Source organism: Roseovarius sp. D22-M7, from assembly GCF_037083785.1.
Classification (GTDB): domain Bacteria; phylum Pseudomonadota; class Alphaproteobacteria; order Rhodobacterales; family Rhodobacteraceae; genus Roseovarius.
Map to the genome: position 1 here is coordinate 1 of NZ_JBAPKY010000051.1, position 24,543 is coordinate 24,543.

Sequence of the window (24,543 nt, forward strand, 5' to 3'; positions counted from 1 at the left end):
GCCCATGCCGACCGCGGAGACAACCATGCCTCCGGCAGCCACGCATTCAGGCGAGCAGGGCCTGACGCGACAAAAGCGATCAGACAACCGCATCAATGGCGGACCATGGCTCATCGTTCTCGCCGGCATGGGGGCGCCGCCCGTTCTCGCCTCGAACCGTCCCCCGGACGGTTTGCCGCGCGTGGCGCGGACCGGCGCGAACTCCCAGGCGAGCACCGAGCCCGGATCGCCTCAACGCGCGCGCGCCCTTTGGGCCCTGGGTGCGGCGATATCGAGATCGGAGTCGGTCTCGGGCAGCCCCTCGCGCGACAGCAGCACCGCCACGGGTCGCAGGCCCGGGACATGGCTGCAGACGATCATCAGCGACACCATGATTGGCACCGCAAGGAACATCCCCGGAATGCCCCAGATCGCCGCCCAGAAGGCGAGGCTGATGATGATGCCGAACGACGATACCCGCAGCGCGCGCCCCATCAGCATCGGGTCGATGATGTTGCCGTTGAGAAACTGGATCGCCCCCACCACCAGGAAGATCAGCAGGGTCAGCGTTCCGTCGGCCAGTTGCACGAAGGCCACGAGCGCCACCAGCACGGTTGCCACAATCGATCCGATCGACGGGATGTAGTTCAGGACGAAGGTCAGTATGCCCAGCGCCGCGGCCAGATCGAGCTCGAAGGCGCGGGCCACCGCGTAGACCATCAACCCTGTGACCGCGCTGACGAAGGTCTTCACCAGCAGGTAATAGTTTACCCGGTGAATGATCGAGCCGATGATGCGGCTGACCTTCTGCGCCTGCCCGGCATCGTCGAACAGGCTTTCCAGCTTGGTGCCGAACCACACCCGTTCCGCGAAGAGGAAGCCCACGAAGAGGATCACCAGAACCGTGCCCTGCATCAGGCTGCCCGCCTGTCCGGCGATCGTGCGCAGATAGCTTGCGACATCCAGCGTCGCGACCGAGTTGAAGACGACCTCCTCGGCATCCGGCCCCAGCCACTTGAACATCGACGCGATCGCCTGCGGGGCCCGGTCGGTATAGGCCAGCGTCGTCGACAGCACGGTATTGGCCTGCGCGAGGATGACCGCGGACAGGCTGAGCAACGCCGTCGATATCATCAGCAGCGCCACGATGCTGGCCAGCCAGTTCGGCACCCGCACCGGTCCCAGCCGGATGCGCGCGATGGAGTTGATCGCATCCGAGGTCAGGCTGAACAGGATGATCGCCGTGGCCAGCGAAATCAGCAGGAACCGGGCCTGCACCAGCAAGAACAGCACCACCGCGAAAGCGATGATGATCTGCGTCACGGTCCGGACGCGATAGGCATCGGTCTTGTAGGCGATCTCGGGAGGCTGCTTGTCGCTGGGGGCTTTCACGTCGGCTCGCTTCTTCGGGGTGGTCGTGACCTTTGAACAGATGACCGCGAGTATCTGCAAATCCACCGCGAAACACAATCATTCGCCACTACCCGACGCGGGCTGCGGCGGGTTTCGTGCGGGGCGCGCCAAGGGATCGGGCATCGCCGGCGCGGGGCGACGGCGACGGTGGCTGAGGCGCGGCCCGCGCCGGGTGTGACGTCGCTGAAAAACAACGGGCGATCTCTTGTAACGGGTCATGATAGGTTCAACTTCAACGGTGTAAATGCGTGACGAGCGTTCCACCAGCGAGGGTGCCATGACCGCGACAGATCCGAAGGCGACAGACCCCGATACGTCCCTGCGTGCATTTCTCAGACCTTACACAAGCAAGAGCGACCTTCGCGGCGCGCTGTCCTTTTTCGCCACGCTCGGCGTCCATGCCGGCGCGCTCGTGGCCGGCGCGGGTCTGGCCGGCGGCGGAAACTGGCCCCTCGCGCTGCCGCTGGTCGTGCTGCTGGCCTTCGCGACCGTGCGGCTTTACGTGCTGCAACACGATTGCGGGCATCATTCACTGTTCGCCACGCGCTGGATGAACGATGCGGCCGGATACGTACTGTCGATCTTCTCGCTGACGCCGTTTCGCGTGATGCAGTACAATCACAACCTGCATCACGCGTATCTGGGCAACCTCGACCACCGCGACACGACAGAGGTCTACACCATGACCCTGCCCGAGTGGCAGGCCGCGCCGTGGCATCGGCGGCTGTGGTACCGCATCTATCGCAATCCGGCGGTGATGCTGTCGCTTGGCGGGATCGTCACCTATTTCCTCGCGTATCGCTGGCCGCGCAACACCAGCCATGTCGGCGCCGGCGGCGTGATCGCGCATAACCTGATGCTTGCAGGCTTCGTGGCGCTGGTCTGGGGCATGCTCGGGCCGGCCGGCGTGGTGGTTCTGGCGCTTGGCGCGGTGTTGGCCGGGGTGATCGGCGTATTCCTGGTCTACCTGCAGCACAATTTCGAGGACACCTACTGGGACCGCAAGCCCGATCTCGATTTCCGCAAGGCGACGCTGGAGGGCTCAAGCTCGCTCGACCTTGGCTGGTGGTGGGATCTGGGCACCGGAAACATCGCCTATCACGATCTGCACCACTTCAATCCCTCGATCCCGTCCTACAACCTGCGGCGCTGCCAGAAAGACCTGCCCGGTCACCTGAAATCCCATGACGTGATCCGCTGGCCCGAGGCGATCCGCAGTTTCCGGCTCAAGCTGTGGGACGAGACCTCCGAACGCCTCGTGCCCTTCCCGGACGAGAACCCGGTGGCGGCGGCGCGCATGGCTGCGGATCCGTGAGGCCGGTCAGGCGCTGGACACCCGGCCCGTCGCGGTCGAGGATTTCGGGGTGTCCATCACGACGTAGGACGTGATCGCGTGGACCTGGGGCAAAACGCCGAGAATATCGGTGTGAAAAGCCTTGTACGCGGCGAGATCGGCCACCTCCACGCGCAGAAGGTATTCCACCGCGCCGGTGATGTTGTGGCATTCGACCACCTCGGGCGCGCGGGCCATGGCCGCCTCGAACGCCTCTTGGCTGATCTTGGTGTGGCTGTTCAGGCCCACCGTGACGAACGCGACGAACCCCACGCCGATCGCCGCCCGGTTCAGGATCGCGGCATAGCCCGCGATCACGCCACGCCGTTCGAGATCCTGAACCCGGCGCAGACAGGCCGAGGGCGACAGCCCCACCCGTTCGGCAAGATCGAGATTGCTGATGCGCCCGTCGCGCGTCAAGACTCGCAATATATGTTTGTTTATATCGTCCATATGCGTCGATTGTTGCATATAGAATCATTTGTCACAATAAAAAGCAATTCAAATGCGCGCTTGATCGCATAGAGTTGTGATCATGACACTTGATCTCTTCACAGCGCTTGCGACCTTCGCCCTTGTCACGGTCATCACGCCGGGGCCCAACAACATTATGCTCATGACCTCGGGGACCAATTTCGGCTTTGTGCGCACCATCCCGCACATGCTGGGGATCGCGCTCGGATTCCCGTTGATGGTGGTCTGCGTGGGTCTTGGCGTGATGCAGGTCTTCGACCTCTGGCCGCTCAGCTACACGCTGCTCAAGACCGTGTCGGTGATCTACCTGCTGTATCTCGCGTGGAAGATCGCCAATGCCGTGCCCCCCGCATCAGCCGAGGCCGACGCGACCGGCACGCCGCTCACGTTCCTGCAATCGGCGGCGTTCCAGTGGGTGAACCCCAAGGCGTGGAGCATGGCGCTTTCGGCGATCACGCTTTATGCGGCCGGGCGCGATCTGGCGGCGGTGCTGTGGGTGGGCGCGGTCTATGTCGGCGTCTCGGCGATCAGCACGACAAGCTGGACGGTGCTGGGCCAGCAATTGCGCCGGCTGCTGAAACGTCCCGCACGGCTGCGGGTGTTCAACCGGGTGATGGCGGCGCTTCTGGTGGCGACGCTGATTCCGGTGCTGTGGCCGGCCTGACGCCAAAGCGTGCGATTGCAAATCCGCCCCGACGTCGCCATACATCCGCACGGCAATCCACGGAGACCGCGCAGCGATGACCAATTACCTCGACTTTGAAAAACCGCTGGCAGAGATCGAAGGCAAGGCCGAAGAGCTGCGGGCGCTGGCGCGCACCAGCAAGGAAATGGATGTCGAGGCCGAGGCCGGCGCGCTCGATCGCAAGGCCGCGGATCTGCTGCGCGATCTTTACAAAAGCCTGACCCCGTGGCGCAAATGCCAGGTCGCGCGGCATCCCGACCGGCCGCATTGCAGCGATTACATCAAGGCGCTTTTCACCGAGTACACGCCGCTGGCCGGTGATCGCAGCTTTGGCGAGGATGCCGCGGTGATGGGCGGGCTGGCGCGGCTGGACGGTCGCCCGGTGATGGTGATCGGCCATGAGAAGGGCAACGACACCAAAAGCCGGATCACGCGCAATTTCGGCATGGCCCGCCCCGAGGGGTACCGCAAGGCGGTGCGCCTGATGAAGATGGCCGACCGTTTCGGCCTGCCGGTGATCACGCTGGTGGACACGCCCGGCGCCTATCCCGGCAAGGGCGCCGAAGAGCGCGGGCAATCCGAGGCGATCGCCCGCTCGACCGAGACCTGCCTCGGCATCGGCGTGCCGCTGGTATCGGTCATCATCGGCGAGGGCGGATCGGGCGGGGCGGTCGCCTTCGCCAGCGCCAATCGCCTGGCAATGCTGGAACATTCGATCTATTCGGTGATCTCGCCCGAGGGCTGCGCGTCGATCCTGTGGAAGGATTCCGAGAAGATGCGCGAGGCCGCCGAGGCGTTGCGCCTGACCGCGCAGGACCTCACCAAGCTGGGCGTCGCCGACCGCATCATCGACGAGCCCTTGGGCGGCGCGCATCGCGACCATGCCGGCACGATCAAGGCCGTGGGTCAGACCCTGGAGGCCATGCTGAGCGAGCTTGACAAGAAGGGCCGCAAGGGGCTGATCCGCGACCGGCGCGAAAGGTTCCTGCGCCTCGGCAGCAAGGGCCTTGCCGCCTGAGCACGCGTCACTCGCGGCTTGCCTGCACCCGCCGGACCGACCACAGGACGGCGATAGGTCCGAGGATCTCGAAGATCACGGTCGTCCCGATGGTCAGGCTCAGGATCAGGTCCCGGTGCTCGGGAAATTCCTGCGCCGCGATCAGGGCCATGCCCACGGCCACGCCGGCCTGCGGCAGCAGGGCCGCGCCGATCCAGGGGCGTTGCGCGGCCGGGAGCCCCGCCATCGTTCCTCCCAGCCATCCGGCACCGACCCGCGCAAGAATGCGCAACAGGACATAGGCGCCCCCGACGAGGCCCAGATCGGCCAGCATGCCGACATCCAACGAGGCCCCGGCCAGCACGAAGAACAGGATCAGGAACGGCCACTGGACATGCTCGATCTCGTGAAAGGCGCGCTCATGGTGGTGTGCCAGGTTGGCGACGATTGCCCCGGCCAGCATCCCGGCGATCAGGTACGAGAATCCGGCCCAGACCGCGATCCCGGCGGTGAGAAAGACCAGCCCGAGCGCCTCGGACAATTGCGGCTCGCCGCGCGCCAGACGCCCGGTGAGATAGGCGGCCGGCAGCCCGACCCCCGCCCCCAGCATGATCGCGCCGCCGATCTCCCACAGCGCGTCGGTCAGATGCGCTACCTCCATCGGGCCCCCGAGACCCGCCGCGAACACGGCGGCAATGGAGAACGCCAGAACCCCCCACGCGTCGTCGATGGCCACGATGCCGCGCAACAGCTTGGGGAAGGATCCTCGCGCGCCGGCCTGGCGCAGCGCATCCTGGGTCGCCGCCGGATCGGTCGCCGTGGCGATCGCCCCGAGGAGCAGCGCCACCGGCGCCGGCACCCCGACAAGCCATAGCCCGACCGCCACGAGGGCCACGGTGCCGAGCACGATCAGGATCGAGACCGTCAGTATGGCACCTCCGTGGCGGCGCAACGTCTTGAGGGTCAACGAGTTGCCCAGAAGGAAGGCCACCATGGTCAGCGCGACGGTCGACAGCACGTCGTAAAGCCTCTCGGCCTCCTGCGGCAGAAGGTCGAGGCCGGAGCCCCCCACGACGATGCCGCATCCCAGCAACAGCGTGACCCGCGGCAGCGGCGTGTGCCGCCCCACGGCGTCGGCGGCCAGCCCGGCGAGGAACAGCCCCCCGAGCGTGATCAGAACGATGCCCTGGTCCATGGCGCTCATCCCACCAGCATTCTCAGGCCCTGCGTGACGTCGGATCGCACCGCAAGCCGCAGGCCCGGCTCGTCGCCGGCCTTCAGCGCCGCGATGATCAGCCGGTGGAAATGCGGCGGGTCCTTGCGCCGCAGCCGCCCGTAAAGCGCCCGCATCGTCGGGCCAAGCTGCAGCCAGACGGTTTCGGCCATCGCCAGCATCGCCGGCGCCTGCGCGCGCAGGTAGAGCGTGCGGTGGAATTCGAGATTGCGCCGGATATAGGCGACCGCATCCTGCCGCAGGATGTCCTCGGCGACGCGGGCATTGATGGTCTGCAGCCGGTCGATCAGCGCGATATGGGCGCGGGGCAGGGCGCGGCTGGCCAGTTCGACCTCCAGCAGGGATCGCAGCGCCGCCAGTTCCTCGATCCGGTCGTTGCCGAGTTCCGGGGTCGAGACCCGGCCCGATTGCGACAGCGTCAGCGCGCCCTCGGCCGAGAGCCGGCGCAGCGCCTCGCGCGCCGGTGTCATCGAAACGCCGAATTGCGCCGCCACCCCGCGCAGCGTGAGCGCCTGGCCGGGCGCGATCTCGCCATACATGATCTGCGACCGCAGGCCGCGATAGACGCGGTCATGCGCCGCCGAGACGGGATCGGTGCGGGGGGCAATCAGCATGGCGTCATGTGATCACAAATTGCGCCACGGTCAATCGCCGAAAACGTAGCGGTGAAGCCCGGCCCCTTCCTGCCGCAGCCATTGGCGCGGGCCGTCATGGGCTGGAAAGAGCTGCGCCACCACCGCCCAGAAGGCCGGGGAATGGTTCATCTCGACCAGGTGCGCGACCTCGTGCGCAGCGACATAGTCCAGCACCTCTGGCGGCGCCATGATCAGCCGCCACGAATAGCTGAGCGCGGCCTTCGACGAGCAAGAGCCCCAGCGGGACCGCGTGTCGCGCAGCGTGATGCGGCTGTAGCGACGGCCGAGCCGTGCCGCGTAGTGATCCGACGCCTGCGCCAGCCGGTCGCGCGCGCGCGCCTTCAGCCAGCCTTCCAGCCGCGCCGCGACGCGCGCCTCGGGTCCGGGCACGTGGAGCGCCCCCTCGCCAAGCCGCACGGCGCGCCCCGCGCCCGGTGCGATCCGCAGCATCCGGCCTTCGAAAGGCAATTCCAGACCCGGCCTCACCGGCTCGCATCCGGGCTGGCGGGCCAGTTGCGCACGCAGCCAGCCCGCCTTCGAGCGCGCGAATTCGAGTGCTTCTGCCTCGCTCATGCCGCGCGGCACGCTGAGCGTCACCCGCCCGTCCAGCCCCGACACGCGCAGCGAGACGCGCCGCGCCCGCGGGCTGTGGCGCAGGGTCAGCGCGACCGGCGGATCGCCCGGAAGGAAATGCTGGCTCATGGATGCTCCGGTTGTGTCGAACGGGTGCCGCCGCAAAGCCTTTGACAGCACCGGGCCGTTATGTCAGGGGACGCGGATTGCGTGCAAGAGCACAGAGACAACGAGGATCATCCATGCCCAAGGAAGAATGGGGTGTCAAACGCGTCTGCCCGACCACCGGCAAACGTTTCTACGACCTCAACAAGTCACCGATCGTCAGCCCCTATACCGGCGAGGTGGTGGAACTGGCCACCGGCAAGAGCCGTTCGATCCGCCCCGATACCGAGGATGCGGAAACCAAGAAGCTGAAGACCGGCAAGAGCGAAGGAACCGGGGACGACACCACCGATGACGATTCCGAGGATGTCGTGCTCGAGGACGATCTGCTGGAGGATGACGACAACGATAACGTCTCGCTCGACGACCTCGCCGATGTGGAATCCGACGAGAACGACATGTGACGCGGCGCGGTCGGGATTTTGCCCTTGATCCCGGTCGCCGGTTTGCCTACACGTCGCGCCACGGCTCGACGCGGGCCAACGTTTCGGGGCCTTAGCTCAGCTGGGAGAGCGCTTGCATGGCATGCAAGAGGTCAGGGGTTCGATCCCCCTAGGCTCCACCAATCGCCACTAACACCCCTTGAGGTCAGTAAGTTGGTGATTTTCCGTGGTAAGTTTCGGGAACTGTAACGCTGAGGTGTTACAGTGAGTACCCTCGAGAACATGCCCGGACACACCCGTCTGTACCGCCGTGGCGCTGTTTACCAAGATTGCCACATCCGGAAAGTCCTGGCTTGGCGCATCTCTAACACGCTGTAAGACGAATTCTGCCTCGAAGCGCTGAACGAGGCCATCCACACCTTCGGCCCGCCGAGATCATGAACACCGATCGGGGCAGCCCAGTTCACGTCTTTCCCCTCGACGGACCGGTTGCGCCAGGCATGCGTGCGCATCTCGATGGACGGGAAAGGCCGTTCCTCGACAACATCTTCATCGAGCGGCTGTGGCGGACCCTGAACCGCAGGTCCGCGAAGCGAAATACGAGTGCGTCGACCTGCATGCCCGGGCGACCGGATCAGAAGCGAAGGCGGGCGTCCGGAAATGGACGACCTTCCACAACGCGGAAAACCACCAGCCGTGGTCTGTTGGCTGAGAAAAAACGAACGCCGACCCGATCAACAGGTGCAACGAGTAGCGTAATTCACCCCGGATATTGTCCAACGGATGGGGAGTAGCTCAGATCGGCAAAGCCCGCTGCGAGCAACAGGATGTGGCGCTGATCCTAATCGGGCCGGTCAAAGCCGATGAGGCGTGCATATTCAGCCTCGGCAGCCCCGTAAGAGCCATGGGCTTCGCTTTCGAGCCCCTTGCGATCGAGGATGATGATCTGACCGCGATAGGCACGGATCATTCCCTTGCCCTCGAGAATATGTATGCCGACCGTTACCCCGGCCCGGCGCACACCCAGCATGATCGACATGAACTCGTGGGTCAGGCTCATCTTGTCGCTCTTGATCCGGTCATGACACATCAAGAGCCACCGCGCGAGCCGTTCTTCCAGCTTGGCATGCCCGTTCGACAATGCCGTGTGCGAGACCTGCGTCATGAGGCTTTGAACGTATCGCAGGAAGTGGCGCTGAAGCGAGGTGCTCTGCCCAAGCAGATCCCGTAATCTTTCGGCGTCGATGGACCACCCGTCGCCCGGAATCTGCATGAACGTCTTTTGAGAGGAATACTCGCTTTGCATGACGATCGCGGTTCCCGACATCCCTTCATTCCCGAAAAGCCCAACCTCGATGGGGCGCCCGTTCTGGACCATCGCGACCGTCGAGCCCACGCCGGACCTTGGGAAATAGACATGGCGAATCGGCTCCAACCGCTCTTCGACGACCATTCCCTTGTCCATTTTCACGGGTGTCAGGTGCGGCTCGATCAGGTTCCGATCGGCGCGCGCCATTGTATGGATGAGATTATTCTCCGAAACCGGAGGAGACAGGCCTTTGTTCACGTTATGCTCTCGCATGCTTGGGGCAAGAGCAAAAATGCGCAATGTCTCTTTGTTGGCTCCGCCCTGAAGAATGGAGACCAATAGGAAATGCTTACCAAGGTTCGAGCAGTTTGTCAGCGTCGGGGGGGGGGGGAGTGTACGCTACCGTACCGACGTTACGTGACCGGCGGTCAGTTCGGCATTTTGCGGGCACGAGTGATCGTGGTGATATTCGCGGCCTTGCGATCAGATTGGGGACTGACGAATGTCGGCAGGCGAATACCACCGAGAGAGGGCTTAGCAGTTACCACCGATGAGTTCTACGCTGAGTGCGTTATCGTACTTAACGCCGCCAGACCGATCCCTGCTTTTTTCGTCGAGGTTGCCGTGCCCCCGAGTTCGAGAGCACATGATAGACTGAAATGCGCGCGCCCGCCCACGGATCGGTCCGGCCGTTCCGCAGGCGGGGGCGACGACGTGCGCACGGGCCGGCCCCCTTGCGTCACCGGGACAACACACGGCTGCCCCGTCCCCGGGCCCGAGTGTACGGATTGGTACCCAAGCGCCGAGATGGATACTTTGGTATTAATAAGTGCGCGGTCGGGGCATATGTTCAATAGCATCCGCTCTCCGGAGGACTTGCCGATGCTGACGACTCACTCGCTTCTCGAAAGAACCCTTGGACATAAAAAGCGCGCCATAAGGAAAGGTGCGATCCTGAAGGTGGAAGGCGACACGTCGCGGCAAACCTTCTACGTCAGGGAGGGCTGGCTGGCCGCATCCCAGTCATTACCGGACGGCGACCGGCAGATCCTCGAGTTCGTCCTTCCCGGCGAGACATACGATCCGACAGGCGCGGATGGTCGCACGAGTTTCGTCAAGATCGAGGCCCCGTGCGAGGCGGTGGTGGTCGCCATGGACACCAGCGCCTGGACGCGGCTCTTGCAGGACCATCCCGATCTCTGGCTCGAAGAAAGGCGCGCGGCCAACGCGGTTCAGGCCCGCCGGGCCGAGCGCATGCTGCGCATGGGCAAATCCAGCGCCGAGACCCGGATCGCCTACGTCCTGATCGAGCTGTACCTTCGTCTGAGCAAGGGAGAGCCCAGCGAGAAACACGGGTTCCACGTGCCTCTGACCCAGAAGGATCTGGGGGATTACGCGGGGCTGTCATCGGTGCATGTGTGCCGTACCCTTCGGCGGCTGAGTCGGCAGGGCGTCATCACGACGGGCGATCACATGAACATCTGCGTGCACGACATGTCCACGCTTGCGGATCTGGCCGATGTCGATCTCGGGACGCTGCGCCGCGAGATAGTGCCCACCAGTGCCTGATGTCACGAAACCCCGTGCCGGTGCCTCGCATTTGCAGGGTGCACCGGGGCGTCACGCGCGCGGAGTTCCGTGACCTCGCCCAACACCTGCCCTGCAAGCGCTTCGGACACATGTTCTGCAATGTCGCCAAGCGACAGGATGCCCACGGGCGAGCCGGAGATGTCAAGCACCAGCAACCGCCGGATCCGGTGCTCGCCCATGCGGCCCGCCGCCTCGAGCACATCCTGATTTTCGTAGCAGGTGACAACGCCGTGGGACATGATCGACGCCACCTCCATTTGCGGGTCAAAGCCGGAGCAGGGGAGGGTCAGCCCGCGCGTGACGATATCGCGGTCGGTCACGATGCCGACGACGATGGTGCCCGCGCCACCGCCGGTGTCAGTCGAACGACGCACAAGCCGCTCGAGGAGCGTGGTGTTAAACACGGGAAGCGCGCCCACCTTGTGCAGGCGCATGCTCTCCGCGGCCTCGATGATCGTCGTCGTGGTCATGGCACCGATAACCGGGGAAGACATTACTTTCCTGACCAGCATGGTGCCTTCCTCGCCTTGATACCTCGGGACCCGAGGGTCAGTCTTGCGGATCCCAAAGGCGCATTTCATTAACCAGCGTCAATACGCGAAGCAAAGCGGGTGACCGCAAAGGACACCATCGAGGTTTCTAACCCGCCTAAAGGCCCGCAATTCGCAAATTCTGTTTTCTGCGCATCAACGCCTCTCACATGAGCCCCCGAGGCCCCCGCAGCGAACGGTCGGTAACGTCGCGCTTTGGACTTCGCGAACGAGCGCCTCGAAAGGCCGCTTCTAATTTCGGCCAATTCGAGTGTGATGAACGACCGCTTCGGGGAAACCCGTGCAGCACTTCGGCTACCCCTTCTGGTCTTTTTTCAGTGCCCGGAAGACAATGCCCCCGTAGGCGCATCTTGCAGGAATATCCCGGCTTGATGGCCTGACCCTCGAAAATGCTGCATGATGCATGCATGGCAGGTCTGGTGACGATGCTGCGCGACACTTGTCACAGCGGGCAGCGGCGGCTTTGGGCCGTTCTTTCCGGACGGCCCTGCCGGTCGGATTTCCACCGCCTCCGAGATCGCCAGGGCGCCCTCAAGCTCGACGCCGAGGCAGAGCACGCTGCTGTCCATCTTGATATGGCCCCGCAGAGGCTGGACCGCGCGCAGATTTCCGGTCTTTCGGTAGATCTGTGCGACCTTGGTCCGTCGCATCGAACGGGTGCCGTAAGAGCCCGGCTCGAGACCGGTCGAGCTGACCCATTCGCGCACCGGCCGGGCGTACTGGCGTTTCGAGATGTGCAGCCTCTCGTGGACGCGCCCGGACCAGAGGTGTCCTGACCCGATCATCGCCGGGTCGTCCGGCCACGCCGACATGGACCGCGGGTTTCCTCGGTGATCTCGAAACGAACAGGAAGCAGCGTCTTGCTTTGGATGATCGAGGCGCGCTCCGTGATCTGTCCCGGCGGCGAACGCATCCGAAACCGTCAACCTCACGTGATCACAGCCGCGCAGCGTGCTGCGTCGCGCGCCACTATTCTCTGTCGTGGCGCGCGTGCAAGGGCCGGCATCTGGCCGGAACTTTCGTTCGGATCACTCCGAGAAATCGCCCTCGAACTGGTTGAGCGGTATCTTGAGGTAGCGCTGTCCGTTCGCTTCGGGTTCGGGCAGACGACCGCCGCGAATGTTGATCTGCAGCGCGGCGAGCATCAGCTTGGGCAGGGGCAAAGTCGCATCGCGTTTGTCGCGTGTTGCGACATAGTCGGCCTTCGTGAACCCGTCGCGGATGTGGATGTTGGTCTCGCGCTGCTGGCGCACCGTGCTTTCACAGAGCGGCTCGCGGCCACCCGGCGCGTAATCGTGACCGACGAAGACGCGCGTGTCGTCCGGCAGGGCCAGAATGCGCGCGATGCTGTCATGCAGGATGGCCGCATCCCCGCCCGGAAAATCCGCCCGCGACGTACCCGAATCCGGCATCATCAGCGTGTCATGCACGAAGGCCGCGTCGCCGGCCACATAGGCGATCGAGGCAAGCGTGTGTCCGGGCGTGAACAACACTTCGACCTCGATCCCGCCGACCAAAAAGGTCTCGCCATCGGCAAAAAGCCGGTCCCAATGTGCGCCATCCGTGCGGAATGTGTCATCGAGATTGTAGATCCCCTTCCACAATTTCTGAACATCGACGACCTTCTCGCCGATCGCCGTGGGCGCGCCAAGCCGTTCCTTGAGATAGGGACCGGCCGAGAAGTGATCGGCATGCGGATGCGTGTCGAGGATCCACGTGATCGTCAGCCCTTCCTCGGCGACGTAGGCAAGGATCTCGTCGGCGCGGCGGGTGCCCGTGGCGCCGGCATTCGGATCGTAATCCAGCACCGGATCGACGATCGCGCCCTCGCGCGTCTCGGGGTCGTGAAAGACGTATTGCCAGCTTCCGGTGGCTGCGTCGTGAAACGGTTTGACGATGGGATGTGGCATGTCCGGGTCCTTCCGTCATGTTGTCTTGAAAGGTCGGCCCGGTGCGGCAGGATCCGCACCGGGCCGACCGGTTCGCTTACAGCTCGCGCGTGGAGAAGTACCAATCGGTGGTCTCGTAGCCTTCGCTGGCACGGCTTTCGGCCGCCTCTGCCGTTGCGGGAGGCGGCACGATGACCTTGTCGCCCGGCTGCCATGCTTCGGGTGTCGCGACTCCATGCGCGGTCGAGGTCTGCAGCGATTGCACCAGGCGGTAGACCTCGTCGACCGAGCGTCCGTTGGTCATCGGATAGTAAAGCATCGCGCGCAGTACGCCCTCCGGGTCGATCACGAAGGTCGCGCGTACCGCTGCGGTGTCCGACGCGCCTGGCTGGATCATGCCGTAGGCATGCGCGACTTGCATCGACAGGTCGGCGATGATCGGAAACGGGATATCGACGCCGAAATTGTCCTTGATGTTGCGCGTCCAGGCGATGTGCGCGTAGTGGCTGTCGATCGACAGGCCCAGCAACGCGCAATCGATCGCGGCAAAGTCCTTGGCCCGGCCGGCGAAACCGACGAACTCCGTCGTGCAGACCGGTGTGAAATCCGCCGGATGCGAGAACAGCACAAGCCACTTGCCGCGATAATCGCCGAGCGATTTCGGGCCATGGGTGGTGGGTGCGTTGAACTCCGGCGCCGGCTCGTTGAGCCGGGGCATAGAAATCCGAGTGTCTGTGGTCATGGTGTCGCCTCCTGGTTGATGTGCGTGCAATCACGTACTAACGACTTGCACTACATTCGTGAAACGAATTAAAGTTGTCATGATAATTCCAAAAAGGCATGACTGATGGTCGATCTGCCGAAAATGCGCCACCTGCATTACCTCGTCGCCCTTGCCGACGAGCTGCATTTCGGGCGGGCCGCCGAACGTTGCCATGTCACCCAGTCCGCGTTGAGCAAAGGCGTGCAGGAGCTTGAAGCACTCTTCGGCGTGACGTTGGCCGAGCGTACCAAGCGGCAGGTGATCGTGACCCCGATCGGCACCGAGATCGTCGAGCGTGCGCGCCGCATGCTGCGCGAGGCCGAGGATCTGGTCGATCTGGCACAGGCCAGCGGGAAACCGCTTTCCGGGGGCTTGCGGCTGGGCGTGATCCCGACGGTCGGGCCCTACCTGTTGCCTCGGGTCATGCCGCATCTGCGCCGCAACTATCCCGATCTGAAACTATATCTGCGCGAGGATCTCACGGAGGCGCTGATCGACGGGCTGTCGGACGGGCGGCTCGATGCGGCGATCGTGGCGCTGCCGTTCGATATCGGCGATCTGGCCTGCGAGGCTCTGTTCGAGGATGGCTATGCGCTGGCCTGCGCGCGCGCGCATCCGCTCGCCAACATGGCATCGGTCAGTGGGCCGGATCTTGCAGCTCGGCCGATGATGCTGCTCGAGCGCGGGCATTGCCTTCAGCGCCACGCCCTTTCCGCTTTCGACCCCGGGGATATCCACGAGGATCGCAGCTTTGCCGCGACGAGCCTGCACACGCTTGTCGCCATGGTCGAAACGGGACTTGGCATCACCATGCTGCCCCGCCTTGCGGTCGAGGCCGGGATCGCGGATGGCCATGACATCGCCCTTGTGCCCGCCCCCGAGGCCGCCCCGCGCCGGGTCGTCATGATCTGGAGGCCCAACTCTGCACGGGTGCCGGAGTTCCGGGAACTGGCCGCGGCCCTGCGAGAGGCCGCGCCCCGACCCTCGTGACCGGGCCGGTGGATCAGGTCTTGTCGGGTGTCACCATCTTGTTGCTGCCCGTCGCCGGATCGATCGTGACATACGGCAGGCCCGCAGCCTTCCACGCGCCGAAGCCCCCGTCGAGATGTGCAACCGGATGCATGCCGGCCGCAAGGCACGCCTCGGCCACCTTGCGGGACCGCACGCCCGATCCGCAATGAAAGACCAGACGCTTGCCGTCTTGGGCCGGCAGGTGCCGTGGCTCGAATGTGGCAAGCGGTGCCAGAAGCGCCCCTCGGATATGCTCGAAGGCGTATTCCTGCGGCGTGCGCACATCGATGATCGCCACGTCGCCGGCCTCGAAGGCCGCGCTCAGCCGTTGTGGCGTCCAGTTCTCGAGCGTGCCGGTCTGCGTCTTGTCGGTTGTCATTTCTCTCTCCGTTCTGCGTTCAAAGGAACAGGCGTATCACGAGGGCCACGACGGCGAGGGTTCCGACGCCGAGCGCCCAGAGGGTAATGAACCACAGCAGGCGTCGCGTGACCGGGCGCATCAGTGGTACCCATCCCCGGGCCGTACCTTGCCGCGAAACACCCAGTAGGCATAGCCCGTGTAGGCCAGAATGATCGGCACGAGGATCAGCGCGCCCACCAGCGCGAAGGCGAGGCTGGATTGCGGGGCGGCCGCCGCCTGGATGGTCAGCGCGGGCGGCACCATCATCGGGTAGAAGCTGATGCCGATCCCGATGAAGCTGATCACGAAGAGCGCGAGGCTGGCGATGAAGGGGGCGTGGTCGCTGCGCGCGGCCAGCCCACGGAACAGATGCATGGCCGCGAAGAAAAGCATCACCGGCACCAGGGCGGAATAAAGCGCGGCGGGGAAGCTGAACCAGCGATCGAAATAGACCGGGTCCTGGAACGGGGTCAGCAGGCTGACCGCCCCGATCAGCGCCAGCGTGGCCAGGCCGAGCGGCCAGGCGAGGCGCCGCATGCGGTACTGCAGACCGCCTTCGGTCTTGAGGACCAGCCATGTCGCCCCCAGAAGCGCATAGCCGGTGACGACCGCCACGCCGGTGAGCAACGAGAACGGCGTCAGCCAGTCCCACCAGCCGCCCGCATAGGCGCGGTCGGCCATCTCGATCCCCTGCACCAGCGCGCCTAGCGCGATGCCCTGGCACAGCGCTGCCAGCGCCGAACCGCCGACGAAGGCAAGATCCCAGACGGGCTTCCACGCCCGCGTCTTCCAGCGGTATTCGAACGCGACGCCCCGAAAGACGAGGCCGAGCAGCATCAGCGTGATCGGCATGTAAAGCGCCGGCATCACCACCGCGTAGGCCAGCGGGAATACGGCAAAAAGCCCGCCGCCCCCCAGCACCAGCCACGTCTCGTTGCCGTCCCAGACGGGCGCGACCGAGTTCATGGCGGTGTCGCGGTCGGTCTCGGACCCGGCCAGCGGGAACAGGATCCCGACGCCCAGATCGAAGCCGTCGAGGACCACGTAGGTCAGCACGGCGAAGGCGATGAGCCCGGCCCAGATGAAAGCAAGATCGATTTCCATGGCGTGTCCTCCTTATTCGCCCGGCGCGATCGCGTCGCGTCCGAACTGCGGCGCCGGCGTGATCCCGGCGGTCCGGGTCGGGCCTTCGACGTCGCGCGGTCCACCCCCCGGGCGCTGGCCCATCAGCCGCAGGATGTAGTAGGTGCCCGCGCCGAAGACGAAGAAATAGACCACGATGAACGCCATCAGCGAGGCCCCGACAGCCGGTGCCGAGACCGGTGCGAGGCTGTCACCGGTGCGCAGCAGCCCGTAGACGGTGAAGGGCTGGCGTCCGACCTCGGTCGTGATCCACCCGGCGAGTACCGCGACGAAGCCCGACGGCCCCATCGCCAGCGCCGCCCGGTGCAGCCACGGGCTGTGGAACAGGCGGCCCTGAATGCGGCGCACCAGCGCCCAGAGCCCGACCCCCAGCATGGCAAAGCCGAGCGCCACCATGACCCGGAACGACCAGAAGACGATGGCCACCGGCGGCTGATCCGCGCGCGGCACGGTGTCGAGTCCGTCGAGCGGGGCGTCGAGGTCGTGCTTGAGGATCAGCGAGGACAGCTTGGGGATGCCGACCGCGTAGTCCAGCCGCTGGTCCTCCTGGTTCGGAATGCCGAAGAGGTAAAGCGGCGCACCTTCGGGGTGGCTGTCGAAATGGCCCTCCATCGCCATGACCTTGGCCGGCTGATGCTCCAGCGTGTTGATACCGTGCAGGTCGCCGGCGTAGATCTGCAGCGGGGTGACGAGCACGGCCATCCACATCGCCATGGAAAAGTTGCGCCGCGCCGCCGGGTCGGTCCGGTCACGCAAAAGGTGCAGCGCGCCGACCGCGCCCACCACGAAGGCCGTCGTCAGGAACGCTGCCAGCACCATGTGCACGAGGCGGTAGGGAAAGGACGGGTTGAACACGATCGCCCACCAGTCCTCGGGGACGAACTGCCCGGCATCGTTGATGGAAAAGCCCTGCGGCGTCTGCATCCAGCTGTTGACCGACAGGATCCAGAAGGCCGAGGCGAGCGTGCCCACGGCAACGATCGCGGTGGCCAGCATGTGCAGCCGGTCGCCGACCTTCTCGCGCCCGAAGAGCATGATCCCGAGGAACCCGGCCTCGAGGAAGAACGCGCTCAGCACCTCGTAGGCCATCAGCGGCCCGACGACGGGGCCAGCCTTGTCGGAGAAGACCGACCAGTTGGTGCCGAACTGGTAGGACATGACGATGCCCGAGACCACGCCCATGCCGAACGCCACGGCGAAGATCTTTTTCCAGTGCTCGAAAAGCGTCAGATAGGTCTCGTCACGCGTCCGCAACCATTGTGCGTTGAGCACGGCGAGGTAGCTTGCCAGACCGATGGTGAAGGCCGGAAAGATGATGTGGAACGACACGGTGAAGGCGAACTGCACCCGTGCCAGGATTTCAGCGGACGCTGTCTCGAACATTGCGGCACCTCCTGAGATGTCTCGCCGAGATAACGCGCATTCCGGACAAAAGCAATATTTTGAATATATCTTTGACTGTGGCGTATGGGCGCAGTTCGCGCTAACGTCCGAGACATGACCGAGTACAAAGGTATCGAGAGCGGAACATGCGGTTGACCAACTACACCAACTACGCGTTGCGGGCGCTGCAACTGGCGGCGTTGCGCAGCCCGGCGCTTGTGCGCATCGACGACGTGGTCAAGATCCACGGCGTCTCGCGGCCGCATATCGTCAAGATCGTGCATGAACTGGGCAAGGACGGCCTTCTGCGCACGCAGCGCGGGCGCGGCGGCGGTTTCTGCCTTGCGCGACCCGCCGAGGAGATCCGCGTCGGCGACGTCGTGCGCTTGACCGAAGGGCCGATCGAGCTCGTGGAATGCTTCAACAGCGAGACGAACACCTGCCCGCTGATCGGCTTGTGCAAATTGTCGACCGCCTTCGCGCAGGCGACACGAGCGTTTCTGGATGTGCTGGATGGCGTGACGATCGCCGACATCGCCGCCAATCGCTCCGCCCTGCTCGATCGAATCGCACCCTTGCAGGACGGGATCGTCATGCCGAAGGGGCGGGGTGGGTGACCGGCGCCAGACCGCAACTCCGGCGGCTGCGACATAAAGGTACTATACATTTACATCTTTTTTAATCACATTCATATTCAGGAATGTTAAAAGGCGAATCGCGCGAAGGTGGGTCAGGCCATCTCTGTCAGCGACCGATCAACTACAGGAGAGCATCATGACGACGAATATCGGAACAATCGACCGCGCTTTGCGGGCCCTTCTCGGGCTCGTGCTTCTCGTGACCGCCCTCGGCGGCCTCGCACCGGTTTTTGACGCCGGCGCCGTGAAATGGATCGCTGTCGCCGTCGGTGCGGTGTTGCTGGCCACGGCCGGAATGCGGATCTGCCCGCTTTACACGGTGCTCGGCATCCGCACCTGCAAGCGCTGAGCGCCCTGTCCTGAGCGAAGTAGTGAAAACATGACGCAATATCCGGTCGACATGAGCGTGACCCCGCAGGTGACCGCGTTTTTCGACGAGGCCACCAACACCATCAGCTACGTTGTCCGCGACCCCGGCTCGACCACCTGCGCGGTGGTCGATTCGGTGATGGATATCGACATGGCGGCGGGGCGCATCACCTATGATCACGCCGACGCGATGATCAATCACATCAAGGCCGAGGGGCTGACCCTCGAATGGATCATCGAGACGCATGTCCATGCCGATCACCTGTCGGCGGCGCCCTATATCCAGCAGCAGCTCGGCGGCAAGATCGGCATCGGCGAGAAGATCCTCGTGGTGCAGGACGTGTTCGGCAAGATCTTCAACGAGGGCACCGAGTTCCAGCGCGACGGCAGCCAGTTCGACCGGCTGTTCACCGACGGCGACAGCTACACCATCGGCGGCATGACATGCTTTGCCATGCACACGCCCGGCCACACGCCGGCCTGCATGACCCACGTGATGGGCGACGCGGCCTTCGTGGGGGACACGCTCTTCATGCCCGATGGCGGCTCGGCGCGCGCCGATTTCCCCGGCGGCGATGCGGGGCAGCTTTACGACAGCATCCAGAAGGTGCTGGCCCTGCCCGACGAGATGCGGCTGTTCATGTGCCATGATTACGGCCCCAACGGCCGCGACATCCGGTGGGAAACCACGGTGGCCGAGGAAAAGGCCCACAACATCCACGTGGGCGGCGGCAAGACGAAAGAGGAGTTCGTCCGCTNAACCACGGTGGCCGAGGAAAAGGCCCACAACATCCACGTGGGCGGCGGCAAGACGAAAGAGGAGTTCGTCCGCTTCCGCACGACGCGCGATGCGCAGCTTGGCATGCCGCGGCTGATCCTGCCCTCGCTGCAGGTCAACATGCGCGCCGGCGAGGTGCCGACGGACAAGGACGGCAATCCGATGCTGAAACTGCCGGTGAACCGGTTGTGAGAGAGGACCGTGTTCTCGATTGAGGGAGGAGAAAGCATGCAAGTTAATAACGTCACCGAGGCGCTGTCGGTCAGCCCCCAGATCACCCCGCAGGACGTCACCAAGATCCGCGATGCCGGATTCCGGGCCATCATCTGCAACCGCCCCGATGCCGAAGGCGCTGATCAGCCGAATTTTGAAGAGATCGAAACGGCAGCCAAGGCCGCGGGGATCGAGGCGCACTATCTGCCTGTAACCTCTGGCATGGTACAAGACAGCGATGCCGCAGCCTTCGGCCAAGCGCTCATGGAATTGCCAGGACCGGTTCTTGCCTATTGCCGCACCGGCACCCGGTCGGCAACGCTGTGGTCGCTGACCGAAGCCAAACGCCGTCCCCTGTCCGAAATACTCGCTGCGACAAAGGCGGCCGGATTCGACATGACCGGGGTGGCACGGCGCATCGTCAATGGCGGCAAGACCCCGACCGCCTCGGGTGACGCGGCCTTCGACATCGTGATTGTCGGCGGGGGCGCTGGCGGCATCGCGGTGGCCGCCAGCCTCAAGTCCCGCAAGCCGGATCTCGAGATCGCCCTCATCGACCCGACCGACATTCACTATTACCAACCGGGCTGGACCATGGTTGGTGGCGGCATATTCGAGCCGGCCGAGACCGCCAAGACGATGGGCAGCCTCATTCCGCGTGGCGTGCACTGGATCAAATCCGCCGTGGCGGCGTTCGAGCCTCAGGACAATGCCGTCATCCTCGATGGCTGTCGCGTGGTCAAATACGACCGCCTGGTGGTCTGCCCGGGGCTCAAGCTCGATTGGTCGGCGATCGATGGGCTGGAGGATACGCTCGGCCGCAACGGGGTCACCTCGAATTACCGATATGATCTGGCGCCCTATACCTGGCAACTGGTTCAGTCGGTCAAGGCGGGACGCGCCATCTTCACGCAGCCGCCCATGCCGATCAAGTGCGCCGGCGCGCCGCAAAAGGCGCTCTACCTTTCCGCCGATCATTGGTGTCGAAATGGCGCCCTCGGGAGCATCGATATCCATTTCTGCAACGCGGGCGGTGTGCTTTTCGGGGTGAAGGATTACGTGCCCGCGCTGCAATCCTACATGGACAAATATAACGCGAGCCTTGATTTCTTTCACAACCTCGTCGCGGTGGACGGCCCCGCGCGGCTGGCGACCTTCGAGGTGAAAAAGCCTGACAGAGATCCAGAGCGCGTCACGATGAAGTTCGACATGCTCCACGTCTGCCCGCCGCAGACAGCGCCGGATTTCATCCGCGTCTCGCCGCTGGCCGACGCGTCCGGATGGGTCGATGTCGACCAGGCCACCCTGCGCCACAAGAGGCATGACAATATATGGAGCCTTGGAGACGTGATGAACGCCCCCAACGCCAAGACGGCCGCCGCGGCGCGCAAGCAGGCCCCGGTCGTCGCCGACAACCTCGTCGCCGATCTCGAGGGCCGCGCGGCGGTGGCGCAGTATGACGGCTACGGTTCCTGTCCGCTGACGGTCGAGCGCGGGAAGATCGTACTGGCCGAGTTCGGCTATGGCGGTGTCATGAAACCGAGCTTTCCGAAATTCGTGGTCGACGGCACGAAACCGAGCCGCCTCGCCTGGCTGCTCAAGGAAAAGATGCTGCCCCCGATCTACTGGAAGGCCATGTTGCGGGGGCACGAATGGCTGGCGCGCCCGGAGAAGATCACCGCCGCAGGCTGACGACACCTCTGGCCACGCGTTCCACCGCCGGGCCTTGGCCCCGGCGGTGCGCCCAGTTTCGACATGAACCCGAAAGACCTGTCCTGCATGCCTGTCATTGCCCGATATTTCCCGATCCTCGCCTGGGGGCGCGGCTACAACAGGCACACCCTTGGCGGGGATGCGTTGGCGGCGGTGATCGTGACGATCATGCTGATCCCGCAATCGCTGGCCTATGCGATCCTGGCGGGGCTGCCGCCCGAGGCGGGGCTTTACGCCTCGATCGTGCCGATCCTGCTCTATTCGGTGTTCGGCACAAGCCGCACGCTGGCCGTCGGCCCGGTCGCCGTGGTGTCGCTGATGACCGCGGCGGCGATCGGCGAGGTGGCCGAAGCAGGTACGGCGGGCTACGCAGTGGCGGCGCTGACGCTGGCCGGGCTTTCGGGGGCGCTTCTGCTGGGGATGGGGCTGCTGCGGTTGGGGTTCCTGGCAAACTTCCTGTCGCATCCGGTGATCTCGGGCTTCATTACCGCCAGCGGGCTGTTGATCGCCCTCAGCCAGTTGCGTCACATCCTCGGGATCGAGGCCAGCGGCAAAACCCTGCCCGAGATGCTCTTCGCGCTCACGACACGTCTGGGCCAGATCAACCCGGTGACGTTGGTCCTCGGGGTCGGGGCCGTGGCCTTTCTGTTCTGGGTGCGGCGCGGGCTGAAGCCGGCCCTGCAACGCCTCGGGCTGGGGCCGCGCGCCGCCGACATCATAACCAAGGCCGGCCCCGTCGCCGCGGTCGCGGTGACCACGCTTGCGGTCTGGGGGCTGGAGCTTGACACGCGCGGCGTCGCGGTGGTCGGCGTCGTCCCGCAGGGCCTGCCGCCCTTTACCCTGCCATCCCTTTCGGTCGACCTGATCGGGCAGCTCTTCATGCCGGCGCTGCTGATCTCGATCATCGGCTTCGTCGAATCCATGTCCGTGGCACAGACACTGGCCGCCAAGCGCCGGCAACGCATCGACCCCGATCAGGAACTGATCGGGTTGGGCGCGGCCAATATCGGCGCGGCCTTCACCGGCGGGTATCCGGTCACGGGCGGCTTCGCGCGCTCGGTCGTCAATTTCGACGCGGGCGCGGTGACCCCGGCGGCGGGGGCTTTCACCGCGCTCGGGCTGGCAGTGGCGGCGATGTCGCTGACACCGCTGATCCACGACCTGCCGATCGCGACGCTGGCCGCGACGATCATCGTGGCGGTGCTGGGCCTTGTGGATGTCTCCATCCTGCGTCGCGCCTGGGTCTATTCACGTGCCGATTTTGCCGCCGTTGCGGCCACCATCGTGCTGACACTGGGCTTCGGCGTCGAGGTGGGCGTGTCGGCCGGCGTGATCCTGTCGGTCGGGCTGCACCTCTACCGCAGTTCCAAGCCGCATATCGCCGAGGTCGGGCTGGTCCCCGGCACCCAGCATTTTCGCAACATCCTGCGCCACGAGGTGATCACCGATCCGGCCGTCGTGACATTCCGCCCCGATCAGAGCCTCTATTTCGCCAATGCCCGCTTCGTCGAGGATCACATCTTCGACCGCGTGCGCCCCGGCGGGCCGGTGCGCGACGTGGTGCTGATGTGCGCAGGGATCAACGAGATCGACCTCAGCGCCGTCGAGACGCTGGAGACCATCAACACCCGTCTGGACGAGATGGGCGTGCGCCTGCATCTGTCCGAGGTCAAGGGCCCGGTCATGGACCAGCTGTGCCGCGCGCATTTCCTGTCGCAGATGACCGGCGACGTCCATCTCGCCCAATACGACGCCGTCGCCGCGCTCAGTCCGAAGGCCGCCTTGCATGATGTACCAGACCAAATTTCCACTGTTCCAAATGTCCAGCAGCGTCAGGGAATAGAAAAATCATCGAGTCAGCGAGCTTGGCCATCGCAACAACAAACGTAAGCAAGTTCCGAAAACCACAGGTGCCATGCTGCGCCTACATTAATCCAATCTCCATTCGCTCTATTCTTTCGTCGCGCCAGAATTGACGTCGAGGGGAACACCCGCTCGAGACTGCCCGCCGTCATTGTCTTGGATCTGACGTCCGGCGGTTCTGTTCTGATAATTTCTACTCGGTTGCTACAAATGCGGCGGGATGCGCGAATGTCAGGTTCAGTGACGCCGCGATGCAGTTTGCGATCGGACGCCGAGGTGCCTGTGTGGACGTATATGGACCCAGTCTGATTGCAACGGTCTATTTGGCTCTGGATCGAAGGTCGCGATTGCCGACGTATATCCGGCTTCTTGGGGCGGCCTGATAGATCATCGCTGCGAGCCCCGATGGATTTCCGCTTGCTTCTCCCTCATCGCCCCTAAGGCATTGGTGCTGACCTCGCCGATCCACACATCAGGTCCAAGAAGCCACGAGCGTGACCCTTCTCCATCTCCTGGCAGATGTTGCACTATTCCTTTCAGCCCTCCTTGACTTGGTTGTTCGTAGTCTGGCTCATCCCCGAGGACCAGCGCGACGCTGTCGCCGCGCTGCTGCGCGAGACGGCCAGCCTCAAGAAGATCAACGAGCGCTTCGAGCACTTGGTCGCCGAACTGAACCATGTCGTGCATGGCAAGAAATCCGAGAAGCTCGACGAGGAGCGAGCCATTGTCCGCCAATGGTCCGAGGACAATGGCGAGCGGCAGCTGGCCTTCGAGGATCTGCAGATCGCAGTCTCCGGGGCCGAGGAACAGAAACAGGATCAAGCGCCCGGCGATGACACGCCGAAACGCAAACGGGTGGCCAGCCGCAACCGTGGCAACCTGCCCAGAGATCTGCCCCGGATCGAGCAGGTGGTCGAGCCCGAGACCCTTGTTTGCCCATGCGGCTGCGGCGTCGTCATTGTCGCTCGGACCATGTATGGATGGCTCCCGCGGGGCAAGAGCGTCTCGGTCAAAGCTGGCATGATTTCGGTTGCGGCCATGTATACGGCGTCTGGATTG

The 24,543-nt window shown here is 64.4% G+C and carries 25 protein-coding genes and 1 tRNA gene; 13 read left to right on the forward strand and 13 right to left on the reverse strand.

All coding sequences use genetic code 11. The annotated features are described in order from the left end of the window. Nucleotides 1–231 precede the first annotated feature (231 nt). Nucleotides 232–1,302 (reverse strand): AI-2E family transporter, encoded by a 1,071-nt coding sequence (locus V8324_RS17275; protein WP_442970564.1) that lies wholly within the window; start codon nucleotides 1,300–1,302, stop codon nucleotides 232–234. 367 nt (nucleotides 1,303–1,669) lie between these two features. On the opposite strand from V8324_RS17275, the gene V8324_RS17280 reads away from it, so the two are divergent. After that, nucleotides 1,670–2,707 (forward strand): fatty acid desaturase, encoded by a 1,038-nt coding sequence (locus tag V8324_RS17280; protein ID WP_336421162.1) that lies wholly within the window; start codon nucleotides 1,670–1,672, stop codon nucleotides 2,705–2,707. A gap of 6 nt (nucleotides 2,708–2,713) precedes the next feature. On the opposite strand, the gene V8324_RS17285 is transcribed toward V8324_RS17280, so the two are convergent. Next, complete coding sequence (locus V8324_RS17285; RefSeq protein ID WP_336421163.1) at nucleotides 2,714–3,178, reverse strand: Lrp/AsnC family transcriptional regulator; 465 nt, start codon at nucleotides 3,176–3,178, stop codon at nucleotides 2,714–2,716. Between the two features lie 82 nt (nucleotides 3,179–3,260). On the opposite strand from V8324_RS17285, the gene V8324_RS17290 reads away from it, so the two are divergent. Both V8324_RS17290 and V8324_RS17295 read left to right on the forward strand, forming a co-directional pair. Next, nucleotides 3,261–3,863, forward strand: a complete 603-nt coding sequence (locus V8324_RS17290) for a LysE family translocator (RefSeq protein ID WP_336421164.1) — start codon at nucleotides 3,261–3,263, stop codon at nucleotides 3,861–3,863. Between the two features lie 76 nt (nucleotides 3,864–3,939). Then, the gene (locus V8324_RS17295; protein ID WP_336421165.1) at nucleotides 3,940–4,902 is read left to right on the forward strand and encodes an acetyl-CoA carboxylase carboxyltransferase subunit alpha; all 963 of its coding nucleotides are present in this window, start codon (nucleotides 3,940–3,942) and stop codon (nucleotides 4,900–4,902) included. Nucleotides 4,903–4,909: 7 nt separating this feature from the next. On the opposite strand, the gene V8324_RS17300 is transcribed toward V8324_RS17295, so the two are convergent. From V8324_RS17300 to V8324_RS17310, 3 genes are read right to left on the reverse strand one after another with little or no spacing between them, the layout of a single operon-like run. Further along, nucleotides 4,910–6,085 (reverse strand): cation:proton antiporter, encoded by a 1,176-nt coding sequence (locus V8324_RS17300; protein ID WP_336421166.1) that lies wholly within the window; start codon nucleotides 6,083–6,085, stop codon nucleotides 4,910–4,912. Beyond that, on the reverse strand, nucleotides 6,082–6,729 hold the full coding sequence (locus V8324_RS17305) for a GntR family transcriptional regulator (protein WP_336421167.1): 648 nt from the start codon (nucleotides 6,727–6,729) through the stop codon (nucleotides 6,082–6,084). Before V8324_RS17305 ends, V8324_RS17300 begins: the two co-directional genes overlap by 4 nt. Before the next feature lie 30 nt (nucleotides 6,730–6,759). Beyond that, nucleotides 6,760–7,452, reverse strand: coding sequence for a M48 family metallopeptidase (locus V8324_RS17310; RefSeq protein ID WP_336421168.1), 693 nt, complete (start codon nucleotides 7,450–7,452; stop codon nucleotides 6,760–6,762). A 113-nt stretch (nucleotides 7,453–7,565) separates the two neighbouring features. On the opposite strand from V8324_RS17310, the gene V8324_RS17315 reads away from it, so the two are divergent. After that, nucleotides 7,566–7,892: a TIGR02300 family protein gene (locus V8324_RS17315; RefSeq protein ID WP_336421169.1), complete on the forward strand. Its 327-nt coding sequence runs from the start codon at nucleotides 7,566–7,568 to the stop codon at nucleotides 7,890–7,892. Between the two features lie 85 nt (nucleotides 7,893–7,977). Next, nucleotides 7,978–8,053 (forward strand) — tRNA-Ala (locus tag V8324_RS17320). A gap of 659 nt (nucleotides 8,054–8,712) precedes the next feature. On the opposite strand, the gene V8324_RS17325 is transcribed toward V8324_RS17320, so the two are convergent. Next, the gene (locus tag V8324_RS17325; RefSeq protein ID WP_336421170.1) at nucleotides 8,713–9,519 is read right to left on the reverse strand and encodes a Crp/Fnr family transcriptional regulator; all 807 of its coding nucleotides are present in this window, start codon (nucleotides 9,517–9,519) and stop codon (nucleotides 8,713–8,715) included. A gap of 543 nt (nucleotides 9,520–10,062) precedes the next feature. Here V8324_RS17325 and V8324_RS17330 point away from each other — a divergent pair. Beyond that, nucleotides 10,063–10,749, forward strand: a complete 687-nt coding sequence (locus tag V8324_RS17330; RefSeq protein WP_336421171.1) for a Crp/Fnr family transcriptional regulator — start codon at nucleotides 10,063–10,065, stop codon at nucleotides 10,747–10,749. Between the two features lie 2 nt (nucleotides 10,750–10,751). On the opposite strand, the gene V8324_RS17335 is transcribed toward V8324_RS17330, so the two are convergent. The 4 genes from V8324_RS17335 to V8324_RS17350 form a co-directional block, all read right to left on the reverse strand. Beyond that, nucleotides 10,752–11,282 carry a CBS domain-containing protein gene (locus tag V8324_RS17335; protein WP_336421172.1) on the reverse strand — a complete coding sequence of 177 codons (531 nt, stop codon included), beginning with the start codon at nucleotides 11,280–11,282 and terminating at the stop codon, nucleotides 10,752–10,754. 353 nt (nucleotides 11,283–11,635) lie between these two features. Then, nucleotides 11,636–12,133 (reverse strand): hypothetical protein, encoded by a 498-nt coding sequence (locus V8324_RS17340; protein ID WP_336421173.1) that lies wholly within the window; start codon nucleotides 12,131–12,133, stop codon nucleotides 11,636–11,638. A 216-nt stretch (nucleotides 12,134–12,349) separates the two neighbouring features. After that, nucleotides 12,350–13,231 (reverse strand): MBL fold metallo-hydrolase, encoded by an 882-nt coding sequence (locus tag V8324_RS17345; RefSeq protein WP_336421174.1) that lies wholly within the window; start codon nucleotides 13,229–13,231, stop codon nucleotides 12,350–12,352. 76 nt (nucleotides 13,232–13,307) lie between these two features. After that, entirely contained in the window at nucleotides 13,308–13,952 is a 645-nt protein-coding gene (locus V8324_RS17350; RefSeq protein ID WP_336421175.1) for a peroxiredoxin, read from the reverse strand. 105 nt (nucleotides 13,953–14,057) lie between these two features. On the opposite strand from V8324_RS17350, the gene V8324_RS17355 reads away from it, so the two are divergent. After that, nucleotides 14,058–14,963 carry a hydrogen peroxide-inducible genes activator gene (locus tag V8324_RS17355; protein WP_336421176.1) on the forward strand — a complete coding sequence of 302 codons (906 nt, stop codon included), beginning with the start codon at nucleotides 14,058–14,060 and terminating at the stop codon, nucleotides 14,961–14,963. Nucleotides 14,964–14,976: 13 nt separating this feature from the next. Here the strand turns inward: V8324_RS17355 and V8324_RS17360 are convergent, their stop codons facing one another. From V8324_RS17360 to V8324_RS17370, 3 genes are all read right to left on the reverse strand, one after another. Beyond that, entirely contained in the window at nucleotides 14,977–15,363 is a 387-nt protein-coding gene (locus V8324_RS17360) for a rhodanese-like domain-containing protein (RefSeq protein WP_336421177.1), read from the reverse strand. 120 nt (nucleotides 15,364–15,483) lie between these two features. Continuing rightward, on the reverse strand, nucleotides 15,484–16,488 hold the full coding sequence (gene cydB / locus V8324_RS17365; protein ID WP_336421178.1) for a cytochrome d ubiquinol oxidase subunit II: 1,005 nt from the start codon (nucleotides 16,486–16,488) through the stop codon (nucleotides 15,484–15,486). A gap of 12 nt (nucleotides 16,489–16,500) precedes the next feature. Further along, nucleotides 16,501–17,910, reverse strand: a complete 1,410-nt coding sequence (locus V8324_RS17370) for a cytochrome ubiquinol oxidase subunit I (RefSeq protein ID WP_336421179.1) — start codon at nucleotides 17,908–17,910, stop codon at nucleotides 16,501–16,503. 146 nt (nucleotides 17,911–18,056) lie between these two features. Here V8324_RS17370 and V8324_RS17375 point away from each other — a divergent pair, with 146 nt between their 5' ends. The 6 genes from V8324_RS17375 to V8324_RS17400 all read left to right on the forward strand — a co-directional run. Next, complete coding sequence (locus V8324_RS17375; RefSeq protein WP_336421180.1) at nucleotides 18,057–18,527, forward strand: RrF2 family transcriptional regulator; 471 nt, start codon at nucleotides 18,057–18,059, stop codon at nucleotides 18,525–18,527. Nucleotides 18,528–18,684: 157 nt separating this feature from the next. Next, nucleotides 18,685–18,897 (forward strand): YgaP family membrane protein, encoded by a 213-nt coding sequence (locus V8324_RS17380; protein ID WP_336421181.1) that lies wholly within the window; start codon nucleotides 18,685–18,687, stop codon nucleotides 18,895–18,897. A 30-nt stretch (nucleotides 18,898–18,927) separates the two neighbouring features. Beyond that, nucleotides 18,928–19,887: an MBL fold metallo-hydrolase gene (locus V8324_RS17385; RefSeq protein WP_336421182.1), complete on the forward strand. Its 960-nt coding sequence runs from the start codon at nucleotides 18,928–18,930 to the stop codon at nucleotides 19,885–19,887. 36 nt (nucleotides 19,888–19,923) lie between these two features. Then, nucleotides 19,924–21,600, forward strand: coding sequence for a TIGR01244 family sulfur transferase (locus V8324_RS17390; RefSeq protein ID WP_336421183.1), 1,677 nt, complete (start codon nucleotides 19,924–19,926; stop codon nucleotides 21,598–21,600). 87 nt (nucleotides 21,601–21,687) lie between these two features. Further along, the gene (locus V8324_RS17395) at nucleotides 21,688–23,511 is read left to right on the forward strand and encodes a SulP family inorganic anion transporter (protein WP_336421184.1); all 1,824 of its coding nucleotides are present in this window, start codon (nucleotides 21,688–21,690) and stop codon (nucleotides 23,509–23,511) included. Nucleotides 23,512–24,039: 528 nt separating this feature from the next. Next, on the forward strand, nucleotides 24,040–24,543 hold a 504-nt coding region (locus tag V8324_RS17400; RefSeq protein ID WP_336421185.1), incomplete at its 3' end, for a transposase.